Source organism: Vibrio zhugei (genome assembly GCF_003716875.1).
Lineage (GTDB): Bacteria > Pseudomonadota > Gammaproteobacteria > Enterobacterales > Vibrionaceae > Vibrio > Vibrio zhugei.
This window is the reverse complement of sequence record NZ_CP033078.1, coordinates 1,240,123-1,265,229: the sequence shown is the minus strand read 5'-3', so window position 1 is coordinate 1,265,229 and position 25,107 is coordinate 1,240,123. Positions and strand designations below refer to the sequence as shown.

General features: G+C 46.5%; 24 protein-coding genes. 16 read left to right on the top strand and 8 right to left on the bottom strand.

Annotation, left to right across the window (positions count from 1 at the left end):
- Window positions 1–2: 2 nt before the first annotated feature.
- Entirely contained in the window at window positions 3–707 is a 705-nt protein-coding gene (locus EAE30_RS11170) for a TIGR01621 family pseudouridine synthase (RefSeq protein WP_123015990.1), read from the bottom strand.
- A gap of 134 nt (window positions 708–841) precedes the next feature.
- Window positions 842–2,128 carry a sodium-dependent transporter gene (locus tag EAE30_RS11165; protein WP_241967775.1) on the bottom strand — a complete coding sequence of 429 codons (1,287 nt, stop codon included), beginning with the start codon at window positions 2,126–2,128 and terminating at the stop codon, window positions 842–844.
- A gap of 475 nt (window positions 2,129–2,603) precedes the next feature.
- Here EAE30_RS11165 and cls point away from each other — a divergent pair, with 475 nt between their 5' ends.
- Together cls and EAE30_RS11155 are read left to right on the top strand one after the other, a co-directional pair.
- A complete protein-coding gene (gene cls / locus EAE30_RS11160; protein ID WP_123015988.1) occupies window positions 2,604–4,058 on the top strand; it encodes a cardiolipin synthase in 1,455 nt (484 codons plus the stop codon).
- A gap of 74 nt (window positions 4,059–4,132) precedes the next feature.
- Window positions 4,133–5,323, top strand: a complete 1,191-nt coding sequence (locus tag EAE30_RS11155) for a cystathionine beta-lyase (protein ID WP_123015987.1) — start codon at window positions 4,133–4,135, stop codon at window positions 5,321–5,323.
- A 67-nt stretch (window positions 5,324–5,390) separates the two neighbouring features.
- Here the strand turns inward: EAE30_RS11155 and EAE30_RS11150 are convergent, their stop codons facing one another.
- The 3 genes from EAE30_RS11150 to pspB are packed head-to-tail and all read right to left on the bottom strand — an operon-like array spanning window position 5,391 to window position 6,620.
- Window positions 5,391–6,005, bottom strand: coding sequence for a DNA-3-methyladenine glycosylase I (locus tag EAE30_RS11150; RefSeq protein ID WP_241967760.1), 615 nt, complete (start codon window positions 6,003–6,005; stop codon window positions 5,391–5,393).
- A gap of 17 nt (window positions 6,006–6,022) precedes the next feature.
- On the bottom strand, window positions 6,023–6,394 hold the full coding sequence (pspC, locus tag EAE30_RS11145; protein WP_123015985.1) for an envelope stress response membrane protein PspC: 372 nt from the start codon (window positions 6,392–6,394) through the stop codon (window positions 6,023–6,025).
- On the bottom strand, window positions 6,387–6,620 hold the full coding sequence (gene pspB, locus EAE30_RS11140; protein ID WP_164711835.1) for an envelope stress response membrane protein PspB: 234 nt from the start codon (window positions 6,618–6,620) through the stop codon (window positions 6,387–6,389). The genes pspC and pspB overlap by 8 nt, the downstream gene beginning before the upstream one ends.
- Before the next feature lie 453 nt (window positions 6,621–7,073).
- On the opposite strand from pspB, the gene sapA reads away from it, so the two are divergent.
- The 6 genes from sapA to EAE30_RS11110 all read left to right on the top strand — a co-directional run bounded on the left by sapA (window position 7,074) and on the right by EAE30_RS11110 (window position 13,223).
- Window positions 7,074–8,696 (top strand): ABC transporter substrate-binding protein SapA, encoded by a 1,623-nt coding sequence (sapA, locus tag EAE30_RS11135; protein WP_123017340.1) that lies wholly within the window; start codon window positions 7,074–7,076, stop codon window positions 8,694–8,696.
- Window positions 8,696–9,658, top strand: a complete 963-nt coding sequence (locus EAE30_RS11130; RefSeq protein ID WP_123015983.1) for an ABC transporter permease — start codon at window positions 8,696–8,698, stop codon at window positions 9,656–9,658. Before sapA ends, EAE30_RS11130 begins: the two co-directional genes overlap by 1 nt.
- Window positions 9,645–10,532: an ABC transporter permease subunit gene (locus EAE30_RS11125; RefSeq protein ID WP_123015982.1), complete on the top strand. Its 888-nt coding sequence runs from the start codon at window positions 9,645–9,647 to the stop codon at window positions 10,530–10,532. The genes EAE30_RS11130 and EAE30_RS11125 overlap by 14 nt, the downstream gene beginning before the upstream one ends.
- Window positions 10,532–11,518, top strand: a complete 987-nt coding sequence (locus EAE30_RS11120; RefSeq protein WP_123015981.1) for a peptide ABC transporter ATP-binding protein — start codon at window positions 10,532–10,534, stop codon at window positions 11,516–11,518. Before EAE30_RS11125 ends, EAE30_RS11120 begins: the two co-directional genes overlap by 1 nt.
- 6 nt (window positions 11,519–11,524) lie before the next feature.
- The gene (locus tag EAE30_RS11115) at window positions 11,525–12,343 is read left to right on the top strand and encodes a peptide ABC transporter ATP-binding protein (RefSeq protein ID WP_123015980.1); all 819 of its coding nucleotides are present in this window, start codon (window positions 11,525–11,527) and stop codon (window positions 12,341–12,343) included.
- Between the two features lie 133 nt (window positions 12,344–12,476).
- The gene (locus tag EAE30_RS11110) at window positions 12,477–13,223 is read left to right on the top strand and encodes a substrate-binding periplasmic protein (RefSeq protein WP_164711834.1); all 747 of its coding nucleotides are present in this window, start codon (window positions 12,477–12,479) and stop codon (window positions 13,221–13,223) included.
- 214 nt (window positions 13,224–13,437) lie between these two features.
- On the opposite strand, the gene focA is transcribed toward EAE30_RS11110, so the two are convergent.
- On the bottom strand, window positions 13,438–14,286 hold the full coding sequence (gene focA, locus EAE30_RS11105; protein WP_123015978.1) for a formate transporter FocA: 849 nt from the start codon (window positions 14,284–14,286) through the stop codon (window positions 13,438–13,440).
- A 369-nt stretch (window positions 14,287–14,655) separates the two neighbouring features.
- Between focA and EAE30_RS11100 the strand changes: the two genes are divergently transcribed.
- Both EAE30_RS11100 and EAE30_RS11095 read left to right on the top strand, forming a co-directional pair.
- Window positions 14,656–14,886 (top strand): TIGR02647 family protein, encoded by a 231-nt coding sequence (locus EAE30_RS11100; protein ID WP_123015977.1) that lies wholly within the window; start codon window positions 14,656–14,658, stop codon window positions 14,884–14,886.
- 221 nt (window positions 14,887–15,107) lie between these two features.
- Complete coding sequence (locus EAE30_RS11095) at window positions 15,108–15,932, top strand: NAD(P)H-binding protein (RefSeq protein WP_123015976.1); 825 nt, start codon at window positions 15,108–15,110, stop codon at window positions 15,930–15,932.
- Window positions 15,933–16,007: 75 nt separating this feature from the next.
- Here EAE30_RS11095 and EAE30_RS11090 read toward each other — a convergent pair whose 3' ends face one another.
- Both EAE30_RS11090 and aspS read right to left on the bottom strand, forming a co-directional pair.
- Window positions 16,008–16,586, bottom strand: a complete 579-nt coding sequence (locus EAE30_RS11090) for a thymidine kinase (protein WP_123015975.1) — start codon at window positions 16,584–16,586, stop codon at window positions 16,008–16,010.
- A gap of 176 nt (window positions 16,587–16,762) precedes the next feature.
- A complete protein-coding gene (gene aspS / locus EAE30_RS11085) occupies window positions 16,763–18,541 on the bottom strand; it encodes an aspartate--tRNA ligase (RefSeq protein WP_123015974.1) in 1,779 nt (592 codons plus the stop codon).
- 276 nt (window positions 18,542–18,817) lie between these two features.
- Between aspS and EAE30_RS11080 the strand changes: the two genes are divergently transcribed.
- The 6 genes from EAE30_RS11080 (at window position 18,818) to EAE30_RS11055 (ending at window position 25,097) form a co-directional block, all read left to right on the top strand.
- Window positions 18,818–19,684 (top strand): DUF72 domain-containing protein, encoded by an 867-nt coding sequence (locus EAE30_RS11080; RefSeq protein WP_123015973.1) that lies wholly within the window; start codon window positions 18,818–18,820, stop codon window positions 19,682–19,684.
- Between the two features lie 178 nt (window positions 19,685–19,862).
- Window positions 19,863–20,594 carry a carboxy-S-adenosyl-L-methionine synthase CmoA gene (gene cmoA / locus EAE30_RS11075; protein ID WP_123015972.1) on the top strand — a complete coding sequence of 244 codons (732 nt, stop codon included), beginning with the start codon at window positions 19,863–19,865 and terminating at the stop codon, window positions 20,592–20,594.
- Between the two features lie 73 nt (window positions 20,595–20,667).
- A complete protein-coding gene (gene cmoB / locus EAE30_RS11070; protein ID WP_123015971.1) occupies window positions 20,668–21,639 on the top strand; it encodes a tRNA 5-methoxyuridine(34)/uridine 5-oxyacetic acid(34) synthase CmoB in 972 nt (323 codons plus the stop codon).
- Between the two features lie 184 nt (window positions 21,640–21,823).
- Complete coding sequence (locus EAE30_RS11065) at window positions 21,824–22,579, top strand: ATP-dependent zinc protease family protein (protein WP_123015970.1); 756 nt, start codon at window positions 21,824–21,826, stop codon at window positions 22,577–22,579.
- Between the two features lie 9 nt (window positions 22,580–22,588).
- Window positions 22,589–24,097 carry an inactive transglutaminase family protein gene (locus tag EAE30_RS11060; protein ID WP_123015969.1) on the top strand — a complete coding sequence of 503 codons (1,509 nt, stop codon included), beginning with the start codon at window positions 22,589–22,591 and terminating at the stop codon, window positions 24,095–24,097.
- Between the two features lies 1 nt (window position 24,098).
- Entirely contained in the window at window positions 24,099–25,097 is a 999-nt protein-coding gene (locus EAE30_RS11055) for an alpha-L-glutamate ligase-like protein (protein WP_123015968.1), read from the top strand.
- Window positions 25,098–25,107 lie beyond the last annotated feature (10 nt).

The window sequence follows — 25,107 nt, the reverse complement described above, 5'->3', positions numbered from 1 at the left end:
AATTAAGAAGCGAGATGAGGAAGTGCAGGCCACGGAAGTTCCCAAGGCGCTGACCACTGTTCAATGGCATCCTGTATTACCGAGTCTAACCATAAGCGGCCACAGGCGCTAAAGGCGCGCGGATCACAGACCACAGTGTACGGTGTGCCATCGTAATCAAATTGCAGCGCAAAAGCATGTAAGTAACCACGGTCGGCGGCATTCGCTTGGTGATATATTGGGTCGCCGACAATCGCGGATCCAACGGATTTTAACGCCACACGAATCTGATGCGTTTTGCCCGTATACGGTTTACACAAAAACAGTCGCTGTCCCGGTTGAGCTGCGACGGAGACAAACTGGGTGATCGCAGGATTGGTGCGTGTCGTAGCCAGTTTCCAGGCCGAGCGGCGTGAGCGCGTCATATCACCAATGATGGTGCCCTGTTTCTTTTTCGGTTTTTTCGCACCAATCGCCAAATACCATTTATTCACCGCGCGCTGCGCAAACTGCTGAGATAGCAGGCTGGCAGCGGTGGCATGACGCGCTAATAACAGTACCCCCGAGGTCATCTTATCTAAACGATGAACCAAGTAGAGTTGTATATCCTGCGTCACTTTCGCCACCTCTTGCAATAGCATGGTCTCACCGTCATCTTTATGCACGGAAATACCGGGGTGCTTATTAATCACGACAAAATCTGGATGCTCTAACAAAATATCAAACATGGGGCCTCACTTATTTAGCCGCACATTATACCCATGTCAGGCAAAACATCAGCATTCCCTGCATTTTTTATCTCGGTGATCGAGTGATACGGGCATAAAAAAGCGGCCGAAGCCGCTTTCTCCTTTACCCAACGTTATGTAAAAAACACCATCAGCATCAACACTGGGCAAACAATACGCACATACCATGGCCAAATTTTCCAAAACCAACCCTGTTCTAGCTCTGGATAACCTTGCTTAAGCTCACCAAGGATTTGGTGGCGATTCCATATCCACCCGACGGTCAGGGTAATAAGAAGAGCAATGATCGGTTGAGAATACACCGTCGTCAGTTGAATAACGGCGCCAAATAACGAACCAAAGTTGCAGACGATCGTCGCCGATACCGCTGTAATGATACTACCTATCACCAGAACCGCTTTTGTACGGCTCATTTTTAACTCTTCTGAGACACAAGATACTGGCACTTCCAGCATGGAGATGGATGAGGTCATCGCGGCAATGATCATTAATAAGAAGAAGATAATACCGACTAGCGCACCGATCATGCCCATACTATCGAACATCGCTGGCAATACCGTAAACACCAAGGTATCTGAATTGAGAAGTGCACCACTGTCTGAAAAAATCTGTACGCCGTTATGTTTGGCAACGAACATGGCTGGCAAAATCATGAGTCCTGCAATAAACGCGACGCCGGTATCAATCAACGCCACTTGCGCGGCCGTCTTGGGAATGTTGCTGTTTTTCGGCAAATACGACCCATACGTGGTCATCACGCATACGCCCAGTGATAAAGAAAAGAATGCCTGTCCCATGGCACTGACCGCTAAGCTCGGTGTCAATTGTGAAAAGTCAGGCACTAAGTACATTTTCAAACCTTCAAGTGCACCGTCTTGAGTGAAAATGTAGAGTGTCAGGACAATAAATAACACAAACAGTAACGGCATCAATCGGGTTGACCACTTTTCAATGCCCTGTGCAACACCATTGCGGACCACATACATGGTCAATAACATGAACGCCAGCATCAAAACTAAGTTACGCGGAATGCTGTAGGTCGTTAGCCACACCCCTTGCTGCTTCATGCCAAATAAAGTCAATCCACTTTCCGTAAATGAACCCATTAACCAACCCGCCACGATGCCATAAAAGCTCAGGATCAGGGAAACGACGATCATTCCGATAATGCCTAACGCAATCATCGCCACTTTGCCTTTCGGCCACGCCGCGCGAAACGCACGGATCGAGTTGGCTTGTGCATAACGACCAATGGTTAATTCGGCCACCAGCATTGGGAAAGCCAACAAAAACACCATCAATAAGTACACAATTAAAAATACTGCACCGCCATTACTGGCCGCTTGTGTCGGGAATCCCCATACATTGCCAAGACCCACCGCCGACCCGGCAGCGGCCATAATAAAACCAAATCGTGAACTAAATTGGCTTCTAGAACTACTCGCCATACAAGGATTCCCACCTGTGCTATCAATAAACTGAAGTCATAATGTGGCTGTGTATACAAAAATGTACACCTCATAAAAAAGCCACATTTGAAAGAAGATGGTAAGTAAACCAGCAAGAGATTATAATTGAAAGGCCTTTATGCTAATTTTATAAAATAGTTCATCGTCAATACCTCTAATTGATGAATTATTATGCACCTCTACCCGACTGATGCCGCCTCAGTCACATCGACCCGCACGTTGTGTCATATTTTATTGTCCATCGGTGACTATCATGTTAATGATGTTTCATGAATGTCAGGCTCCGCTTCATGAACCACACGACAAGATACTGGCTTAGAAATCCAATGCTGTGATCGAAATCCTCTTTGCTCCAAGGATAAATCGAATTACTATCCTAATTACGCGCATTTTAAGAACAGGTTGTATGGATAAAATTTATCATTTACTGACAATTATGGGCATTGCCCTGTACTGGCTTTTAGTTGCAGGTGTGACCTTACGAGTGGTACTCAAACGCAAAGCCGTGAGTGTGTCGCTCTCTTGGCTGATGATCATCTATATTGTGCCTGTAGTTGGCGTTGTCTGTTATTTTCTCTTCGGCGAATTGAACTTAGGTAGAAAGCGTGCCGAACGTGCGAAAGAAATGTTTGCTCCATTTGAAATCTGGTTTCGCTCACTCAATGATTGCCAAGCTCACCGCCCCCAGAGCATGCGCGCCCACATTCTCAAAATTGATGAATTATGTAACTACCGCATGGGCATTCCAGCGTTGAGCGGCAATAGCTTGTCCTTGAAGAGCACACCCAGTGATATTTTCCATTCTATCTTACGTGATATTGAACTGGCAGAGCACTCCATCAACATGGTGTTTTATATCTGGCACCCCGGTGGATACGCCGACGCAGTGGGTTCCGCGTTGATCCGTGCCGCCAAACGGGGCGTGGATGTCAAACTGTTGCTGGATTCCGCCGGCAGTGCACGCTTTTTTCGCAGTCACTGGCACTCGATGATGCAACAATCGGGAATTCGCGTTATTGAAGTGATGAAGGTCAGTCCGTGGCGGATTTTTTTCGCACGTTTGGATTTACGCCAACACCGCAAGCTCATCGTCATTGATGATTCCGTGGCGTATACCGGTTCAATGAACTTAGTCGACCCGGCGTTTTTCGAAAAATCCGCTCAAGTGGGTCAATGGGTGGATGTTATGGTGCGCATTACCGGACCGAGTGTGAACGTCTTGGCCTGTATTTTTGCGTGGGACTGGGAATTAGAGACCGGAGAACGGTCGTTTCCACACATTCCAGAATGTGCTTTGGAAAGCCAAGAGGCGTACCTCCCGGTTCAAGTGGTCCCTTCCGGCCCGGGCATGCCTGAATATCTGATTTCTCAAGTATTGACCTTGGCCATTCACCAAGCACAAAGTTCTCTGTGCATCACCAGTCCCTACTTTGTGCCCAGCTCTGATCTGGTCTACGCGCTAAAATTAACCGCGCAACGTGGGGTAAAAGTCGACATCATCATTCCCAAGTTTAATGACTCGATGTTGGTCAAATGGGCGTCGCGCGCCTATTACAGCGAGCTGATGTCAGCCGGAATTCGTATTCATGAATTTGAAGGCGGACTACTCCATACCAAATCGGTGGTGATCGACGAAGCCTTTTGCTTAATTGGGACAGTCAATATCGATATGCGCAGTTTATGGCTGAATTTTGAAGTCACATTGGCGGTGGATGATGAAACATTCACGCACACCCTGTCGCAACAACAACAAGAATACATTCGTCAATCGCATATGATCGACGCCGATCTTTGGGCACAACGTTCTCTATGGCAACGCTTTATGGAAAGGTTGTTTTACTTATGCAGTCCGTTACTATAAAGCGTGTAAGTAATGTCCCAATAGACAAACACAATATTATTGATTCACCAAAAGAACACAAACAAGGATAGGACATGTCAGAAGGCAAGAAAACGCAATTTGTCACCGCAGGCCGTAACAAACAATGGACACATGGCGTGGTCAATCCCCCCGTACAGCGTGCATCCACCGTCGTCTTTAATACCGTTGCAGAAAAAAAACGCGCGACGGCAAATCGAACCAAGCAAACGCTTTTTTATGGTCGTCGGGGCACAGAGACGCACTTCGCTCTTCAAGAAGCCATGACGACACTAGAAGGCGGTGCGGGCTGCGCCCTCTTCCCATGTGGCGCTGCCGCGATCAGTAATACCATTCTCTCCTTTGTCGAATCCGGCGATCACATCTTAATGGTGGATACCGTTTATGAACCCACCCGCGATTTTTGTGAGCAAGTATTGCGTAAGTTCGGTATTGAAACCACCTACTACGATCCGTTAATTGGCGCAGAGATAGAAACACTGATTCAAGACAATACCAAGCTTATCTTCACCGAATCTCCGGGTTCCATCACCATGGAAGTGCAAGACGTGCCCGCCATTGCCAAAGTGGCGCACGAGCATGACATTATCGTGATGTTGGATAACACATGGAGTGCAGGGGTTCAATTTGACGCCTTTGCTCATGGTGTGGATATCTCGATTCAAGCGGCGACAAAATACATTGTTGGCCATTCTGACGTGATGTTGGGTACGGCTGTGGCTTCAGAAAAATACTGGCCTCAACTCCGCGAGCATGCGTATCTCATGGGTCAATGCGTCTCGCCCGACGATGCCTACTTAGCGTTACGCGGAATTCGTACGCTCGGTGTCCGCATGGCGCAGCATCATGACAATAGCTTGGCGGTTGCCAAATGGCTTGAGCAACGCCCTGAAGTGAATCATGTGCGCCACCCCGGTCTGCCTAGTTGCCCTGGCCACGAGGTGTTTAAGCGGGATTTCGCTGGAGGAAATGGTTTATTTTCTTTCGTGTTAAATACGTCATGCCCAGCGGCAACGACAGCGTTCTTGGACAATCTACAGCACTTTAGTATGGGATTTTCGTGGGGAGGGTTTGAAAGCTTGGTGCTCGCCAATGAGCCAGCCAGTTTTAAAACTTTGCGCACCATTGCCAACCCAAATTTTGAAGGGACCCTCGTGCGTATTCATGTCGGGCTCGAAGACATTAACGATTTAATTGCCGATTTAGAGCAAGGCTTGGCTCACTACAACGCCGCATTGACCGCGTAACTCCCCCGTAAGTCTATCAATGAAGATTCTCTCATTTCTCTTGCCAAATGAGGGAATCTTCCGTTTTTCAACTCGTCGTTTCATCGGGTTTTGTTTCGTGGTTGTGCTTGTACGGACACCCCTCTAGATGATCGTTGACCATGCCAGTTGCTTGCATAAACGCATAACAAATGGTCTCGCCCACAAATTTAAAGCCGCGTTTCTTGAGAAATTGACTCATGGCTTTTGAGGTATCAGTCCAAGCTGGGACTTGCTCGCGCGATGTCCAGTGATTGACCACGGGTTGATATTGCACAAACTGCCATAACGCCTTATCTAGTGAGCCAAACTCGTCTTGCAGGGCAATTGCGGCGCGCGCATTCGAAAATACTGAGGCGATTTTACGGCGATTTTTGACGATATCATAAGGACCAATAAACGCATCAACATCCTCTTCGGTTTTTTGCGCAAGACGCGCGATATCGTAGTTCATAAAGGCCGTGCGATAGCCTGATCGCTTTTTTAAAATGGTCAGCCAGTTTAAGCCGGCTTGCGCGCCTTCTAAAGTCAAAAATTCAAACAGCGTGGTGTCATCATGCTGAGGTTTGCCCCATTCGTTATCGTGATAATCTTGCTCTAACGGATGGTTCAATGGCCAAGCGCAATATACGCTCTCTTGGGGCGTGTCTGTGTGTGTTTCCAACGGTGTCATCCTTATACTTATGTGTCATCTTGGGAGCGCTGGTTGTCGGACATAACCTGCTTTTCAAGAGCGTTCACGCGCTGCTCCATCTCATCAAATTCGCGTTGCAACACGCTCAATAACTGCGCTGGGCTGCTGCCTTGCTCCCAAGGACGGCTTTTGATCGTATGCGCAATCCGAGCGTCCCATTGAGCAACCGATTCAGACTCTAGCATGAACATCAGTGCCACGTAACCCAGCACCACAATGACACCGCCACCGAGTAATAACGCAGATATCGTCAAAATACGGACTAGCCATATTTCTAAGCCTAAAAAGCGAGCTAACCCCGCACACACCCCGGCAATCACACCGTGCTGTGTATCTTTACTGAGCGAGCGGTCATTCATAATGTTGCCGCCAATCCGGCGCTTCAACATCGAGAATGTGCTCGAGGGTACGAATCCGCGCATCTAATTGCCGTGCTTGCTCAGATAAGCGGGTTAATTGCACGGCATCATCTTCATTTAAGTTATTGGTAAACTTACGCTTACTTCTATAATGTAAGACTAACCAAAGAGGGGCGACAAATAATAGAAAGATCATTAACGGGCCCAACAACAATAACATTATCACCTATCTCTCGCTCCCACCGGATTACATTCTGACATTTTGATGACGCTATCTTATCATGCTTTTCCTATGCACTACTGCCTAGTTGTGCGAATCTGTTCACGAGAGCGCGAGTCAGTATGCATTGTGTCACGGCTCTCTAAACTGAGATTAACCCGCATCCTGAACGATAAAACATGGTAACCCACACAAGAAATCGCTATTGTTAGTGAAGCGCCTTGTTATGACACCGAACGATCTATACCCTGCCATCAACATGGCAGTGGCGCGAGTCTCATCAACGCTGAAAACGAACGACATTCTTCAATTCAGACAGCAAATGAGCAAACAATTCGACGATGTCTCGACGTCATACGTTTTCTCTTGGTTTAATCGATTTAAAAATGGTAAATTAGCGTGATTTTCTTTAAGGCCATGTATTCTGAGAAGCCTTGCCACCTCAGACACGTTTTTGATATGAAAGTATTCTGCAAAATAGCGTTAAGTATTTGCGCGCTCAACCTTTTAACGGGCTGTGAAAAAGCTGTTGACCAAGAAAAAGTCCGTCAAACTGGGTTTGTCTATTGTGGGCAAGGCAGCCTCAATACCTTTAACCCTCAACTCGTCGATAGTGGTATCACAGTCGACGTGCTCAGTCCGCAGATCTATAACACACTGTTGACCCTCGATCCTGACACGCTAAAGCCCGTGCCTAGCCTCGCCAAGGGCTGGCATGTGAATCAAGCGGGAACGGAATATACCTTTGACTTGCGTCACGGTGTGCACTTTCAAACCACGCCTTGGTTCACCCCGACTCGCACCATGAATGCCCATGACGTTGTCTTCAGCTTTCGTCGAATTATTGATGCTACCAACCCATATCACTACACCCATGGTGGTGTATACCCGTGGTTTACTGGACTAGATTTTCAAAACATGCTGTTAAGTGTGGAAGCGGTAGATGACTATACGGTGAAGTTTACCTTGAGTCGCCCCAACAATAGCTTCCTTGAGAATATCGCCACGCCCCATGCGATCGTATTATCAAAGGAATACGCCGATGAACTGCAGCGGGATGGAGAAAAAGAACATCTTGATAACCGTCCTGTTGGCACCGGTCCGTTCTATTTAAGCAGTTACGAAATCAACAACTATGTGCGCTTAAAACGAAATGGCCAATATTGGGATGGCGTGGCCAAAATGGAACAAGTGGTACTGAATATCGCCCAGCGAGGGACAGGGTCTCTGGCGAAGCTCTTAAGTGGTGAATGTGATGTGCTTAACGCGCCGATTGCCAGCCAATTACCCACGATTAAGCGCCATAAGAAAATCGAATTATCTTCAAAACCGGCGATGAATGTGGCTTTTATCGCGCTGAATACCGATAAACGCGGCCTCGACGATGTGCGTGTGCGTAAAGCGATTAGCTATGCGATTAACCGTCAGAATATTTTGGATTCCGTTTTTTATGGAACCGGCAGTATCGCTTATAACATTCTTCCACCAACGTCATGGGCTTATAATCGTGATGCGTCGCAAATTCGCTTTGATCGAAACTACGCGTTAGCCTTACTGCGTGATGCAGGCTATGAACAAGGGTTAGAACTGACCATGTCGGTCCCCACCGTTCCGCGTCGTTACGATCCCAGCCCGCGTAAAACGGCGGAGCTCATTCAATCTAACCTCGCTGATATCGGAATCAAAGTGACCCTCGTACCGGAAGAGCGAGTGACACGCAATGAACTCGCCGCGCGTGATGACATTGATATGTACTTAACAGGATGGGAAGGCACCACCACCGACCCAGACAGTTTTTTACGTCCGCTGTTATCCTGCGATGCGAATCGAGCCGGCCTTAACTATTCCATGTGGTGTAATAAAGATTTTGATTTTATTCTCGATTTAGCATTGGAAGTGACGCGGCCACGCTATCGTCTAAACTTGTATAAACAAGCACAAAATATCCTGAATCAAGAGTTTCCTTTGATCCCATTAGCTCATGGTAAACAGTTCAATGCTTATAACGAGTCTCTCTCAGGACTGCAAATGACACCCTTCAATTTGCAACCGTTTAATACTGTCGAGAGGGTCAAAGACTGATGTTGAACTATACGGTACGCCGCTTATTCCTATTCACTGTCACGTTACTGGTGCTGACCTTGGTCGGTTATAACTTGTTGCGCCTTGACCCCATTTCTCCGTGGTCACAACAAGCCTTCTTCCCTGGCTGGTTGGCCTACATTAAAGAGTTGATGCACCTCAATTTTGGCACCAGTAAAGATGGCATCCCGATTATCAAAGAGTTGGCGTCGGTGTTTCCTGCCACCTTGGATTTATGCATTGTCGCATTTTTATTTTCTTTGTTGATCGGCTTACCTATCGGCACGGTAGCAGGCATGAAACAAGGCAAAACGTTGGATACAGTCATTAAGTTTATTTCGATGTCCGGCTATTCGGCTCCCATCTTTTGGGTGGCGCTAATGATGATCATGCTTTTCTCGTTCCATTTAGGCCTGTTGCCCGTTTCCGGTCGCTATGATTTGCTCTATGAGATCAAACACGTCACCGGCTTTGCTTTGATTGATGCGCTACTATCAACCAGTCCTTACCATACGGCGGCATTACAAAGTGTGATTTCTCATATGATCATGCCCTGCTTGGTCTTAGCCATTTCCCCAACCACCCAAGTCATCACCTTGATGCGGGCATCCGTGTCCGATGTGATGTCGCAAAACTATGTGCGAGCAGCGCGAATTAAAGGTTTATCCAATTTCGAAATTATTACCCAACACGTATTACGTAATGCCATACCTCCGATCATTCCTAAATTCGGGGTGCAATTATCCAGCATGCTGACGCTTGCCATTATTACTGAGTCGATCTTTGACTGGCCCGGCATTGGTCGCTGGTTACTGGATGCGTTATCCAGCCAAGACTACACGTCGATTCAAGCGGGCGTGATGGTGATTGGTTCGTTAGTGTTAACGGCCATTATTATTTCGGATCTGGTTGGCGCTATGGTCAACCCTCTGGTAAGAAAGGATTGGTATGCTAACCACTAATATTTATCAAGAAGATCACGTCCCGACGCAGTTCCAGCGTTTTTGGCGCAGTTATCGCACCGATAAACTGAGCATGTTTGGGCTGTGGGCATTGCTAATTCTGGTTATCATTACCCTGTTATCTTTATGGGTGGTTCCGCACGATCCTCACGCACAAAGTCATCAATTACTGTTACCGCCCTCTTGGGAGCCCAATGGCAAAGTTGAATATTTCTTTGGGACCGACGATTTAGGCCGCGATATTCTATCTCGTCTTATCGACGGAACGCGCCTGACCTTTGGCGCCTCCATAGTGATCACGTTTTTGGCCAGTCTCGCGGGCTGTTCTATCGGCTTTATGGCCGGGATGACCAAAGGTTGGGCTTCCAGCGTGTTGAATCACTTATTTGATACCGTGATGTCCATTCCCTCCCTGCTGCTCGCGATCATTTTTGTGGCGTTTTTAGGGTTTGGTGAATTCAATGTATTACTTGCGATTGGGTTAGCGCTCATCCCAAGGTTCATTCGCTCAATCTACCTTGCTGTTCATAATGAAGTGGAAAAAGACTACATTATGGCCGCACGCCTTGATGGTGCCAGCGATTTTTACTTGTTCTGGCACTCCATTTTGCCCAATATTCTCCCGATGATTGTCGCCGAAATGGCTCTGGCTCTCACCAGTGCCATTCTTGATATTACAGCGCTGGGATTTCTTGGTTTAGGGGCGCAGGCGCCAAGCACAGAATGGGGCGCGATGCTTGGCGATGCCGTCGAGTTGATCTATCTTGCCCCTTGGACAGTGACATTACCGGGAATTGCGATCATGTTTACTGTGATTGTGGTCAATTTAGTTGGTGAAGGTGTACGACAGTCACTAAAAGCGGGAGTGGAATAATGCCGATCTTAGATATCCGTCATCTCACCATTGAAATCGACACCCCACAAGGGCTAGTCAAAGCGGTTGACCGCATGAGCCTGACCATGTCTGAAGGTCAAATTCGCGGCCTAGTGGGTGAATCTGGTTCAGGTAAAAGTCTGGTTGCCAAAGCACTGGTCGGCGTGACCAAAGACAACTGGCGTATCACCGCTGATCGCCTTCGTCTCGATAATATTGACTTGTTACAGCTCACACCAAGAGAGCGACGTCGCGTTATTGCTCGTGATATCGCGATGATTTTTCAGGAGCCGTCGACCTGTCTGGACCCTTCTGATGAAGTCGGTAAACAGCTCGAAGAGTCGATCCCCGATCGCACCTTCAAAGGTCGTTGGTGGCAAAAATCGCGTTGGCGCAAACAGCAAGCCATCGCCCTACTGCACAAAGTCGGCATTAAAGATCATCGCCGCGTCATGAAAAGTTATTCCTATGAATTGACCGATGGGGAATGTCAGAAAATCATGATCGCGATGGCGATCGCGACCAAACCTAAGTTGCTGATTGCAGATGAGCCGACCAATGACTTAGATCCCATTACCCAGTCACAAATCTTGCGCTTACTCAGCCGAATGAACCAAGTGGGTAACACCTCCATTTTATTGATTGGTCACGATTTGAATACCATTACGCAATGGGCAGATCGCATTACCGTGATGTACTGTGGACAATCCGTTGAATCAGCAGAAACGCCACACTTACTGCAATACCCTAAGCATCCTTATACCGTGGCGCTACTGAGAGCCATGCCTGATTTTAGTGATTGGATTCCACCAAAGCAAAAGTTGCAGTCGTTACCGGGATCCATTCCGCCCCTTCAGCACTTGCCGATTGGGTGTCGTTTAGGACCACGTTGTCCACACGCCCAACGTCAGTGTGTTGAAGTGCCGAGAACACGTTGGGTCAAAACCCATAAATATTCGTGCCATTTTCCACTGAACATGGAGTAACTCATTATGATAAATACCTCTCTATTGGAAGTGGATAACTTATCAAAGAAGTTTGTTACACGTTCCGGACTGTTTCATAAAGAAGAACATCTGGTCGTCAAACCCGTAAGCTTTTGCCTTGAAGCCGGACAAACGGTTGGTTTTATAGGTAAAAACGGCTCTGGAAAATCGACACTGGCTCGTATGCTTGCTGGCATGATAGAACCCAGCAGCGGTGAAATTCGTGTGAACGGTGAGCCACTGGCGCACAAAGACTACAGCACGCGCTGTAAGTTAATCCGCATGATATTTCAAGATCCCAATACCTCGTTAAATCCCCGTCTACAAATCGGGCGAATCTTAGATGGGCCGTTAAAGCGTAACACGGCCATGTCGCCCAAAGATCGTATGAAACGCGTCAAAGATACGTTAGTGCGAGTCGGTCTACTTCCGGAACACGCCTATTTTTATCCGCAAATGCTTGCAACCGGTCAAAAGCAGCGGGTGTGTCTGGCTCGCGCATTGATTCTCCAACCGTCTATCATAGTGGCAGATGAAGCGCTAAACGGCTTAGATATGGCGATGCGCTCACAAATCATCAATCTCTTTTTAGAACTGCAAGAAGAAATGGGCGTTTCATTCGTCTATGTGTCCCAGCATATCGGTGTCATTAAGCACATTACCGACAAAGTCATGGTGATGCATGAAGGTGAAGTGGTTGAATTTGGTAACACCCAAGATGTCTTATCCAACCCACAACATCCCATCACTGAGCGGATGATCGAGAGTCATTTTCATAAAGCACCGACCTTTAAATCCAATAGCAAACGCGGAGCAACTCGTTAACCTCCGCTCGCTTTAATAATAAAAACGTCGCTTCAAGTCACTCAAAAATTTATTAATTAATTCTATCGAGGTACGCAGTTGACCAGATTTTGAACTATATTATATCGAGTGAAAACTTGAGGAAATGACAGTAATGATGCCTATCGCTCGATATTTGCTTCTACTAGTTTGTTACGCCGTCACAATACCGTTCACTCATGCGGCAGAAAAACGCATCATTGTGGCAGTACAAGATGAATGGCCGCCCTACGTCATTGACTCACAGCCAGCGTCAGGGTTATCGGTTGACATCGCCAGAGCTGCATTTAAAACACAAAACTATGCGTTAACCGTTGAGATAAAACCTTGGTCTCGTGCCCTTAAAGAAGCACAATATGGCCGTGATATTGTCCTCATCGCCGCTTGGCATTCTAAAGAGCGGGATAAGTTTTTATATTTTTCTAAGCCCTACCTGTATAACGAAATCAGCTTAATTTCCTTGAAAGACAATAATTTTGATTGGCGCACCTTCGCCGATCTCGATGGAAAAACTGTGGGTACCATACAAAACTACGCGTACGATGACGAGTTCATGGCAAACCCTTGGACCAATAAAGTGCTTGGGAAAACACTCGAGTACAATATACGTCAAGTGCTCAATGGGCGTATTGATATGTTCATTGAAGAGTATCGCGTAGCAAAATGGACCATGCAAAAACATGGCATTGATGTGAATCGCTTTAGAAAAGTCCATCCCAATGTCGCCTACAGCGGTTTATACCTCGCCGCGGGGAAAAGCAACCCTAACGCGAAAGAATACGTGGCCGCCTTCAATCGTGGCCTCAAAAAAATACGCATTTCTGGCGAGCTCGATCGTATCATCCGTCATTATGAGCAGTAGTCTGTGACGACTTTTCTCGCTGCTTAACCGCTCACCATTTGTGCAAACAATGCACTGTTTTTTAGCAAATTTAGTTACCCACGCGTTCTGAAACAGGTTATCCACAGAAAATGTGGATAACCCTTTCGTCTTATAGGGACTAACCGCCCCAGACAAAAAAAGGTGCGATTATCTCGCACCTTTTTTCACGTGTTGCATAATGCTATCGGCAGATTTAGTCATGCTTTTTTAAAAAAACTAACCAATATAACAAGCCAACCACGAGACCACCGCCAATCATATTGCCGATTGTCACTGGAATTAAATTATTAATAATAAACGTTGACCAATTTAAGTCACTGAATTGAGATAATGTCGCGCCAGTCATTTGCCAAAAAGACTCAGGCGCAAAGGCTTTGATGCCAATCGCCATCGGAACTTGGAACATGTTCGCAATACAGTGCTCAAAACCACAGGCCACAAACATCGCAACAGGTAACACCAACAGGAGTACTTTGTCTGACATGGAGCGCGCACCAAATGTCATCCATACCGCTAAACACACCAGCAGGTTACACATTAATCCCAAAGCGACGGCCTGAATAAATGTATGATGGAGCTTATGTTGTGAAATGTGCATCGCGTGAATACCCACAGCACCGTGGTCACTGATATATTGCTGCGTTAAAAGCATAATACCGACTAACAGCAATGAACCACAAAAATTCCCTGCGTAGACAACGGCCCAATTACTTAACATTTGCTTCCAAGTAATTTTACCGCAAGCTTTGGCAACCAGCGTGAGTACGGAGCTGGTAAAAAGCTCTCCACCGGTCACAACAACAAGAATTAAGCCTAAACTAAATGCAAGGCCGCCAATCAATTTACTGAACCCGAAAGCAACGTCTTGTGTTCCGGTGGTCACTAATGTGTAAAAAACAAAGGCGATACCAATCTGCATGCCCGCAGAGATGGCGAGTAAAAAGGATTTAAAAAGTGGTTTAGTTGCCTTGCCCACCCCAACTTCAGAAGCACGCAATGCCATTTGCTGAGGGGATAATGCATCGATTTGATTCAATTCCATAATAAGTAGACACGTTTTGATACAAAAAGTGGCAGAATCATCGCGTTAATTTCGCAGCAATTCAAGCGTTATTTGGTCTTTTTAACCAAACAATACAAACTCATTCATACATTAAAAGTATTTGGTAACGATTTTGATCATTAGTGCTGATGACTCATTATATTTCGGTACAAGTAGCAACACTTCTCTGAAAAAAGTGACATTGTTATGAACTTGATAACGTCCTTTTATCACGCTGATCCTTTTTTATAAACTCATCGTGTTCTCTCCCTTATTTTCATTGGCTTAGCTAACACTTCTACAGAAAATACCTTGCGCGGCAAGACAATTCGCTTATGTTAGAAGGACGCCTTTACTTAGGAGAGTATGATGAAATTTTCCCCAGAACACGTAGACGAATTAAACCTGTTATTGCATTTTAATCTCGACAGTTCAGCGATTGGGATTAAAGTCCACAGCGATGCCCCTAATACCCACCAATACGCCATTGATCGACTGTATAAGAAAGGCCTCTGCACCTTACCTGATGGTGGTTATTTGACCAACGAAGGCATTGAAGCAGCCGAGCATGCACAGCGCCTATATCGCATTATCAATTAAATCGCCATTGCTGCAGTAAAGGGTATTTACTGCAGCTATTAAGCGCGTCCCCGGCCAATATCCATTCCCCTCCCATAACCTTGCAAGGCCAAGGATTGTCATCGCATTTCAACTGGTTATTCACTTCTGATGTGAGATGTGTAAGATAGAGACAGTGAACATGTGGGCAATACGTTTGATCCGTATGAACGACACACTATCCGCGAAACAGGAGCACAACCATGAGCCAAATAGTCATTATCGGTGCCGGCTGGCTAGGTAAACCCCTTGCCCAAGCGCTACTCGCTGACGGACATCATGTCAGTGCCACGAGCACAAGCACTGACGGCGTCAATCGTCTACAAGATGACGGTATCCCAGCTTTTGAGTGCGATCTCGCGAAACCGGAAACGCTTCAAGAACATTTAAAACAACGTAACTGTGAGATTGTTATCGGATGTTTTCCGCCTGGATTTCGCCGTGGTAACGCTGATGATTATATCCACTATTGGGCGAGTATCGTCACACACGCACGCACCGCGGGCGTGAAAAAAATCCTCATGGTGAGCTCCACCTCGGTCTATCCAACCGAAGCCAAAACCATGGTGGAATCCGACGCCAGCTACGTACAATCCACAGCGTCTGACGCCTTTACAGACAACGCTAAGCGCCTCTTACAAGCCGAGCAATGTGTCATTGATTCTGGATTGGATTACGCGATTGTTCGTTGCAGTGGACTCATGGGGCCTGAGCGCCATCCCAGCCGGTTTGTCGCCCGTTTATCGGCCATTAGTGATCAAGCGCCTGCCAATATGATCCATCAAACCGATGCCATTGGGGTGCTAAGATTTGCGCTCTCCAACATCCATCGCGACGTTGTTAACGCCACCACGCCAACCACGGTCGATAAAGCACAGTTCTATCGCGCCGCATTGAAGCAGGCAAACATGACGACGCCCTTGCCCCCCATCACCCATACTGGCGATAAGCGAGTCAGTGCGGAAAAGTTGGTTAAGCTCGGGTATGTGTTTCACTATCAGAGCACGCTTGATGCTCTCGCGTTATAAGCCACTCGCTGCGGCGTTCAACGCTCAATATCATGGTCTTTATCAGGGGTGACGCATGCGTCACCCCAAGCATGACTAACGATTAAGTAACTCTTTATAATGCAGACGACACACTGACACGTATTTGTCATTGCCTCCAATGGAGACTTGCTCACCTTCGTCAATCGGCACGCCCTGCTCATCGGTACGGATCACCATATTCGCCTTACGACCACAGTGACAAATGGTTTTTAACTCTACCAACTTATCGGCCCAAGACAGCAAATAGCGGCTCCCCTCAAACAGCTCCCCTTGGAAATCGGTTCGCAAGCCATAACAAAGCACAGGGATGCGTAACTTATCCACCACTTCGGTGAGTTGGTACACTTGTTGTTTGGTTAAAAACTGGCACTCATCGACCAAAATACAGTGATGACGCTGTGCTTCATGCAACGACTTGATCTCTGCATACAAATCGGTCTCTGCATTGTATAAATGTGCTGGCTCTTCCAATCCAATACGTGAGCTAACTTTCCCCACACCAAAACGATCATCAATTGCTGCGGTATAGATGGCGGGCGTCATCCCTCGTTCTTTATAATTGAAGGCCGACTGTAACAGCGTGGTCGATTTACCCGCATTCATTGCGGAGTAATAAAAATACATTTGAGCCAAGTGGAGGTTCCTTATGTCGTTGAGCAAGGCGTCAACCGTAAGCGATAAATTATGCGCGGCATTGTAGCAAAAAACCGCTGTGACCGCATGCGCCAGCCATCAGGTTATTTTCACCTGATCACAAACAATAAAGGCGCCATAAGGCGCCTTTATGATTAACAAAGTGGAGTCAATTCTTACTCTTCGTTCTCCGCTTGTGCTTCTTTCACGGTGAGTGCCAACTCTTCTAACGCAGCCGGGTTTGCGTAGCTTGGCGCATCCGTTAACGGACAAGCCGCCGCTGTAGTTTTCGGGAACGCAATCACGTCACGAATATTTTCAGTGCCGCATAACAGCATCACCAGACGGTCCAAACCAAATGCCAAGCCAGCGTGCGGTGGCGTACCGTATTTAAGCGCATCCAGTAGGAAGCCAAACTTCTTACGCTGCTCGTCTTCTGTAATGCCTAGAACATCAAATACGGCTTGTTGCATTTCCGCGTTGTGAATACGTACAGAGCCCCCACCGACTTCATAACCATTCAAGACCATATCGTAGGCATTAGAATTGGCAGCCGCAGGATTGGCTTTCAACTCTTCGGCGGTAACGCCTAATGGCGCGGTAAATGGGTGATGCATCGCCGCAATGTTCCCTTCGTCATCGCTTTCAAACATTGGGAAGTCAATCACCCAAAGTGGTGCCCAAGCGGACTCATTGGTTAAGCCCAGATCCAAGCCCACTTTCAAACGCAACGCCCCCATTGCACTAGCAACGACGTTTTCGTTATCAGCACCAAACAAAATGATGTCGCCAGACTGCGCATTCGTGCGGTCTAACAAACTTTCAATAATGTCTGCAGATAAGAATTTAGCCACTGGAGATTGTACGCCATCGGCCCCAGCATCACGATCGTTCACTTTCATCCAAGCCAGACCGCGCGCACCGTAAACAGAGACGTACTGAGTGTACTCATCAATTTGTTTACGCGTTAATGCCGCACCGCCTGGTACACATAACACGGCAACACGCCCTTTTTCATCGTTGGCAGGACCGGCGAACACTTTGAACTCAACATCTTTAAGAAGATCAGCAACGTCAATCATTTCCAGTGGGTTACGTAGATCTGGCTTGTCTGAGCCGAAACGACGCATCGCTTCGCTGTATGGCATGATTGGGAATTCGCCCAGTTCAACGTCTAACAGATCTTTCCACATGTCACGAACCATTTTTTCGGTAACGTCGCGGACTTGCTCGGCCGTCATGAATGAGGTTTCAATATCGATCTGTGTAAATTCAGGCTGACGATCAGCACGTAAATCTTCATCACGGAAACATTTAACGATCTGGTAGTAACGATCAAAACCCGACATCATCAGCAACTGTTTAAACAACTGCGGAGATTGTGGTAAGGCGTAGAACTTACCTTTGTGCACACGACTTGGAACCAAGTAATCGCGCGCGCCTTCTGGCGTTGCTTTCGTCAATACAGGGGTTTCAATATCTAAGAAGCCATTGTCATCAAGGAAACGACGCACATAGCTACTGGCTTTGGCACGCAGTTTAATGCGATCGCTCATCTCTGGACGACGCAAATCAAGGTAACGATACTTTAGACGCTGCTCTTCAGAGTTTTTCTGATTTGAATCCAAAGGGAGCGGTTCTGAACGGTTAATAATGGTGATAGCCGTTGCCAGCACTTCAACACTGCCAGTAGGCATGTCTTTGTTCACTTGACTATCAGGACGCTCACGTACCGTTCCCGATAATTGAATGCAGAATTCACCGCGCAATTGGTTTGCTACTGCAAACACGTCTGCCATATCTGGGTCGACCACTACCTGAACGATACCTTCACGATCTCGCATATCAATGAAAATAAGACCGCCTAAATCACGACGGCGATTAACCCAGCCGCTCAGTTCTACAGTTTGCCCTGCTAGGGACTTGTTCAGGTGACCGCAATAATGGCTACGCATAATGAATTTCCCAATCTCTCTAATTTATCTATCAACTTGAATACGACAGTACACCACTGTCCTTATATGCCATTTATACGCTGAACAGGTCTCAAAATCGACCATTGAGCGTATAAATTCCTCGTATTTCCCGACGCTTGATGAAATTTGATACAAATTCACTCCCTGATGGGCATCACCAAACGAAAATGGCCGACGATTATACCGTTAAACTACCGTAATACACAAAGCCCTGTTACAGTGGATTTCAGTAAACCACAGATTTGATCACCGCTTATGACAACACTCCCATTACGTTTAGGTTTAACTTTATGGTCGCATTCCGCTTGGCAACCGTTCTTTTATGGCAAAGGAACACAAAGTAGCGACCGATTGGCAAAGTACGCCGAGGTCTTTCATACGGTGGAAGGAAACACCACCTTCTATGCCTCCCCGTCGGCCAGTACCGTACGTAATTGGCGCGATGCAACGCCGGATGAATTTCGTTTCACTTTCAAGCTGCCCAAATTCATTACCCATGAACAGCAACTACGGGGTTGTCAGCAGGCTTTGCATGATTTCTTGACACTCATGGCACCACTGCACGAAAAAATTGGCCAGTGGACATTGCAGCTACCTGCGCAGTTTTCACCGAATGAATTTGCCACACTTCAACAATTTTGCCGCCTGTTCCCTGCCGAATTGCCTTTAGGCATCGAAGTGCGTCATCCGGCATTTTTCCGAAAAGGCCCAGAGGAGATCGCGTTGAATCAGTGGCTCATGGCTGAGCAGTATGATCGTATTATCATGGACAGTCGTCCGGTGTTTTCGGTACCGCCAACTAACGATATTTTAGTGGAAGCACAGAAAAAGAAACCGCAAGTGCCAGTCCATGCGTTAGCCACTGCCAATCATCCAATGATCCGCTTTATTGGATTGCCCTCCGTGGACGACAACCTGACGTTTTTCCAGCCGTGGCTCAAAAAATTGCCCCAATGGATCAGTGAAGGAAAACACCCCTATTTAATGATTCATACCGCGGATAACCATTATGCTCCGCAATTGGCTCAATCCCTCTATCAACAGCTTGCCGATATCGTCACTCTGCCGCCACTGGCGAGTTTTCCAGCGACCCAAGGTCAACATCAGATCTCAATGTTTTAGCGATGAAAATCCATAAAGGAGAGGTTGAATGGGCTGACCGCAAGGCTGGTATTTAGGTTGGATTGACCGTCGAATTGCAATCAGTAATGACACCGAGACGAATTTTGCATAAAATACGCGCCTTTTCGACGCTCGCACGGTGTGAGTGTTCGGCATGTCATGCTGTAAAGAGGTCCACATGAGTAATAAAGATACCATTTTTTCGGCACCTATCAATAAGATCGGTGATTTTACCTTTGACGAGCGCGTCGCAGAAGTGTTTCCGGATATGATTCAACGCTCCGTACCTGGTTACAGCAACATCATTTCAGCGATTGGCATGCTGGCTGAACGTTTCGCAAAACCCAACACACGTGTTTATGATCTTGGCTGTTCTCTTGGCGCGGCAACGCTCTCCATGCGCCGCCACATTGAGGGCTGCGAAGGCGCACGGATCATCGCTGTGGACAACTCTCATGCAATGGTTGAGCGCTGCAAGCTTCACGTGAATGCCTATCGCTCTGACATTGCGGTCGATGTGCTTGAAGAAGACATTCGTCAGGTGGATATCACCAACGCGTCGGTGGTGGTACTCAATTTCACGCTACAATTCTTATCGTTAGAAGACAGACAACAATTGCTGCAAAAAATTTACGATGGCCTGCGTCCCGGTGGGATTTTAATTTTGTCTGAAAAGTACATTTTTGAAAATGACACTGCCCATGAGTTACTGATTGATCTTCACCATGACTTTAAACGGGCGAACGGTTACAGCGAATTAGAAATTTCTCAAAAACGCAGCGCCATAGAAAATGTGATGAAACCCGACTCCATCACCACACATCGTGAGCGTTTTAAAGCATTAGGTTTTAGCAGCTACGAAGTGTGGTTCCAGTGCTTCAACTTTGGCTCAATGTTCGCAATAAAATAATTTCAATAAAAGACGTCACCGATAGAAAGTGACGTCTCAATCTGTTTCAGATTCGTTTTCAGGTAATAATTTCATGTTTAATTTTGGTCACATTTATCAACTTCTCGCGCAAGATACCCGTCTGCAATCATGGTTAAATGTCCTGCCACAACAACTCGATGAGTGGCAATCGCAATCGCATGGCGATCTCGACCGCTGGCTACGGGCACTCAAAAAAATCTCAGACGCGACCCCTGATCACGTGGATGTTAAAGACTCGGTATCGGTTCACAATGAACAACCGCTGAGCGAAGGCGAACGACAAAAACTCGAAAATATCCTGAAAATTCTACACCCATGGCGCAAAGGCCCTTATCATATGCATGGCGTCCACATCGATACCGAGTGGCGTTCAGACTGGAAATGGGACCGCTTATTACCGCACATTAGCGATCTGACCAATCGGACGGTATTGGATGTCGGTTGTGGCAATGGCTATCACATGTGGCGTATGCTTGGCGCTGGCGCTCGGCAAGTCTATGGCATTGATCCTTCAACGTTATTTTTAGTTCAGTTTGAAGCGATTCGTAAAATAATGGGCAATGACCAGCGCGTGAATCTCTTACCTTTGGGGATTGAGCAGCTGCCCAAACTGGAAACCTTTGATACGGTATTTAGTATGGGTGTGCTTTATCATCGTCGCTCCCCTTTAGATCACCTCATTCAATTGAAAGATCAACTGGTCTCTGGTGGGGAACTGATTCTAGAAACGTTGGTGATTGAGGGCGATGAAAATGCCGTATTACTTCCGGCGGATCGCTATGCACAAATGCGCAATGTCTATTTTTTCCCATCCGCTAAGGCCTTGAAAGTTTGGCTGGAAAAAGTCGGATTTATTGACGTCAATATTGTCGATGAAAATGAAACATCGCTTGAAGAACAACGTACTACCGAGTGGATGACGCACAATTCCTTACCCGATTATATTGATCCCAATAATCCGTCACTGACAATTGAAGGCTATCCAGCACCACGGCGCGCAATATTAGTGGCAAAAAAACCATAATTGACATTACGCTAACTATCCTTTCCATAAATCTCGATAATCTAATAGCAAGGGAGCCCGTATGCTCCCTTGTTTTACGTATTCTTAACGTATATCGCACATTTCACCTATTCTTTTCCCGGTTAAATGCGATATTATTAAATAATTCAGTCACTCACATCACTATCACGAAATAAGGTCGCAAATGTTTAAGCGAATAGCCCCCATCGTCGCACTAAGTCTGTTATCTGGTTGTACGATGATGCACGGTGATAATTATCATCAAGCTACGCTAGCCGCCATCCATCGCTCAGAGTCAAACGTCAATGCTCATTTGACCAATGTTGAATTACAACTGAGCAACCAAATGGATTTTATTGACAGCTTGCAAAGGGAAATCCAAGAATTAAAAAACCATGTCGATAAACTCGAAAATACCGCATCTAAAGCCCAATCACGGCAATTCAACGACACCAATCAAGACACTCGCAACGACAACTTAACGATTTCCGAGCCTAAGCCACGTAATAAAATCGTGCTTGGGGGAATTGAGAACGTGTCAATCGATGCCATCAATCAATCTTTTAAAGCTCGTGTCGATACTGGCGCAGCCACCTCTTCTTTGAATGCTGTTGATGTGCAAGAATTCGAAAGAAACGGCAAAGATTGGGTTCGGTTTCATTTAGTAAAGGGTGATGACACGAATGCACACACACCATGGATAGAAGCACCAATTATACGCCACGTTCGTATTCGTCAAGCCAACACGGAAACTCCGGAACGTCGTGCCGTAATTAAACTTTGGGTGAAGTTAGGTAATATTCATGAACAAACCCCCTTTACCTTGGCAGACCGTAAAGAAATGAGTCACGCTATTTTACTCGGTCGCGAATTTATTCGTGACATTGCAGTAGTGGATGTAAGTAAACAATTTATCCGATCTGATAATACTAAAAAATAAAGGCCAATTATGACATCAAGAGTGCCATTTTATATATCGATATTACTATTGATTATTGCTGGAATTACATTAAGCATACTTCGCCATCAACAATATGGCGTACCTTGGACACCCGGAGAAACACGACAAGTTTGGGATCTTGAAGCCCGTATTGAATTTAATGCGATGGATAAACCCGTTAAAGTCTCTCTTGCTGCACCTGCAACGCAAGATGGTTTTACCTTAATCAGTGAAAGTGCCTCGTCACCGGGTTACGGCGTCTCTTATATCAGTGGCACAACTGGACGTCGTGCTGAGTGGTCTATCCGCAAAGCAAAAGGTCCACAAACCATTTATTACAAAGCGCAGTTTTTAGTTGATCCCAATGCAAAAGCGGTCACCATTCCGCCTACAGGTGAAATAGAAAAACCGACGTTTAGTGGTCCGGAGCAAGCCGCGGCAGTGGCACTGATCAATGAAGCGACTCGCTTGTCATCGGATTCAGTGAGCTTCACTCGAGAATTGATTAAAACGCTGAACGATCCAGACAGCCAAAACGCCTCATTAATTCTGAATAATATGACCAAGTACGAAGCCACTCAAAAGTTGCTATCCTACTCTCAAATTCAGAATAAAGTCGTGGGGGTTATCGAACTAGAAGATGGTCGTCGTCGTCAATCGATTCAGATGATGAACCAAGTTTGGAACGGTAAAAAGTGGGTCCTATTTAATCCTGAAACCGGCACCCAGCCTTCTCACCCGAACTTGTTAGTCTGGGATGAATCCAATGTGTCACTGCTTGACGTGGTCGGTGGACAAAACAGTGAAGTCTACTTCAGTATGATTTCCCAAGACGTATCGCCAAGCCAAGCAACGTCCAGCAAAGTTGATGCAGACGGTTTATTGAACCTATCCATCCATAGTCTACCGCTGGAAGAGCAAGCGATGTTTAAAACCATCATGCTGATCCCAATTGGTGCGCTGATTGTGGTGTTCTTGCGCGTGATTGTCGGTTTGAAAACCTCAGGTACCTTTATGCCGGTGCTGATTGCGGTCGCCTTCGTACAGACTCAGCTTATGACCGGGATTATCGGCTTCTTATTGATTGTCGGAACCGGACTTATCATTCGAAGTTACCTGTCTAAATTGAACTTACTTCTGGTGTCGCGAATATCTGCGGTGATCATCGCGGTTATCTTAATCATCTCGCTGTTCACTGTCGTGGCGTTTAAACTTGGCCTAACAGAAGGCTTAACCATTACGTTCTTCCCGATGATCATCTTGTCATGGACCATTGAACGTATGTCGATTCTGTGGGAAGAAGAAGGCGCGACAGAAGTGCTTATGCAGGGTGGTGGTTCATTATTTACGGCCATTTTGATTTATCTAGCGATGACCAACTCATACATCCAACACCTAACCTTTAACTTTATTGGGTTACAGTTAGTTGTTATGGCGATTATCTTGCTGCTTGGTACCTATACTGGTTACCGAATTTCAGAATTACGTCGATTTAAGCCACTAGCTGACGAGGGTTGATATGTTGTTTTCAATATCAGAATACACTTCACCATTTAAGCTACGCCGAAAAGGCATTATGGGCATGAATCAACGTAACCATAGTTACATTGGTCGCTATAATGATCGTTCGAAGTATCCATTGGTGGATGACAAATTACAGACCAAAATGATTGCTCGCAAAGCCGGGGCGACCGTACCCGAGCTGATTGGCGTGGTCACAGACCAAGGCGCTGTGCGTGACATTCATAAAATGGTTGAATCATGGCCTGGCTTTGTCATTAAACCCGCTCGAGGCAGTGGCGGTAAAGGCATCTTAGTGGTTACCTCACACAAAGATGGCTCATACACTAAGCCAAGTGGTGCCGTCATTGGTAAACAAGACGTTGAACGCCATATTAGTAATACCTTGGCGGGATTGTTTTCTTTAGGGGGTAAAAATGACGTTGCAGTCGTCGAAAACTTAATTGAATTCGATGATTGTTTCGAAGGCTTCAGTTATGAAGGGGTACCGGATGTACGTATTATCGTGTTCCAAGGTTACCCAGTGATGGCAATGATGCGTTTATCCACCGCCGCATCCGATGGCAAAGCGAACTTACACCAAGGCGCTGTTGGCGTGGGTATCGATTTAGGGACAGGCAAAGCGGTCAAAGCCGTACAATTCAACCGCCCTATCACACATCATCCCGACACCGGCAAAGATCTATCGACGCTGCAAGTGCCGCACTGGCGTAAGCTGCTGACGTTAGCAGCCAGTGCTTGGGATATGACTGGCTTAGGTTACATGGGAACAGATATGGTGCTGGATAAACAAAAAGGACCGATGGTTCTTGAGCTGAATGCCCGCCCAGGTTTGGCGATTCAAATTGCCAATGGCGCGGGTTTGCTACCACGCTTAAGGCATTTAGAAGAGCAAGAGAAGCCGTTGATTCCACCACGCGGTGACGAACGCGTCGACTACGCAATGAAGCATTTTGCCGTTCAAGACGATCATTTTAGTGAAATCAAATCGTCATGATGCGTGGTTG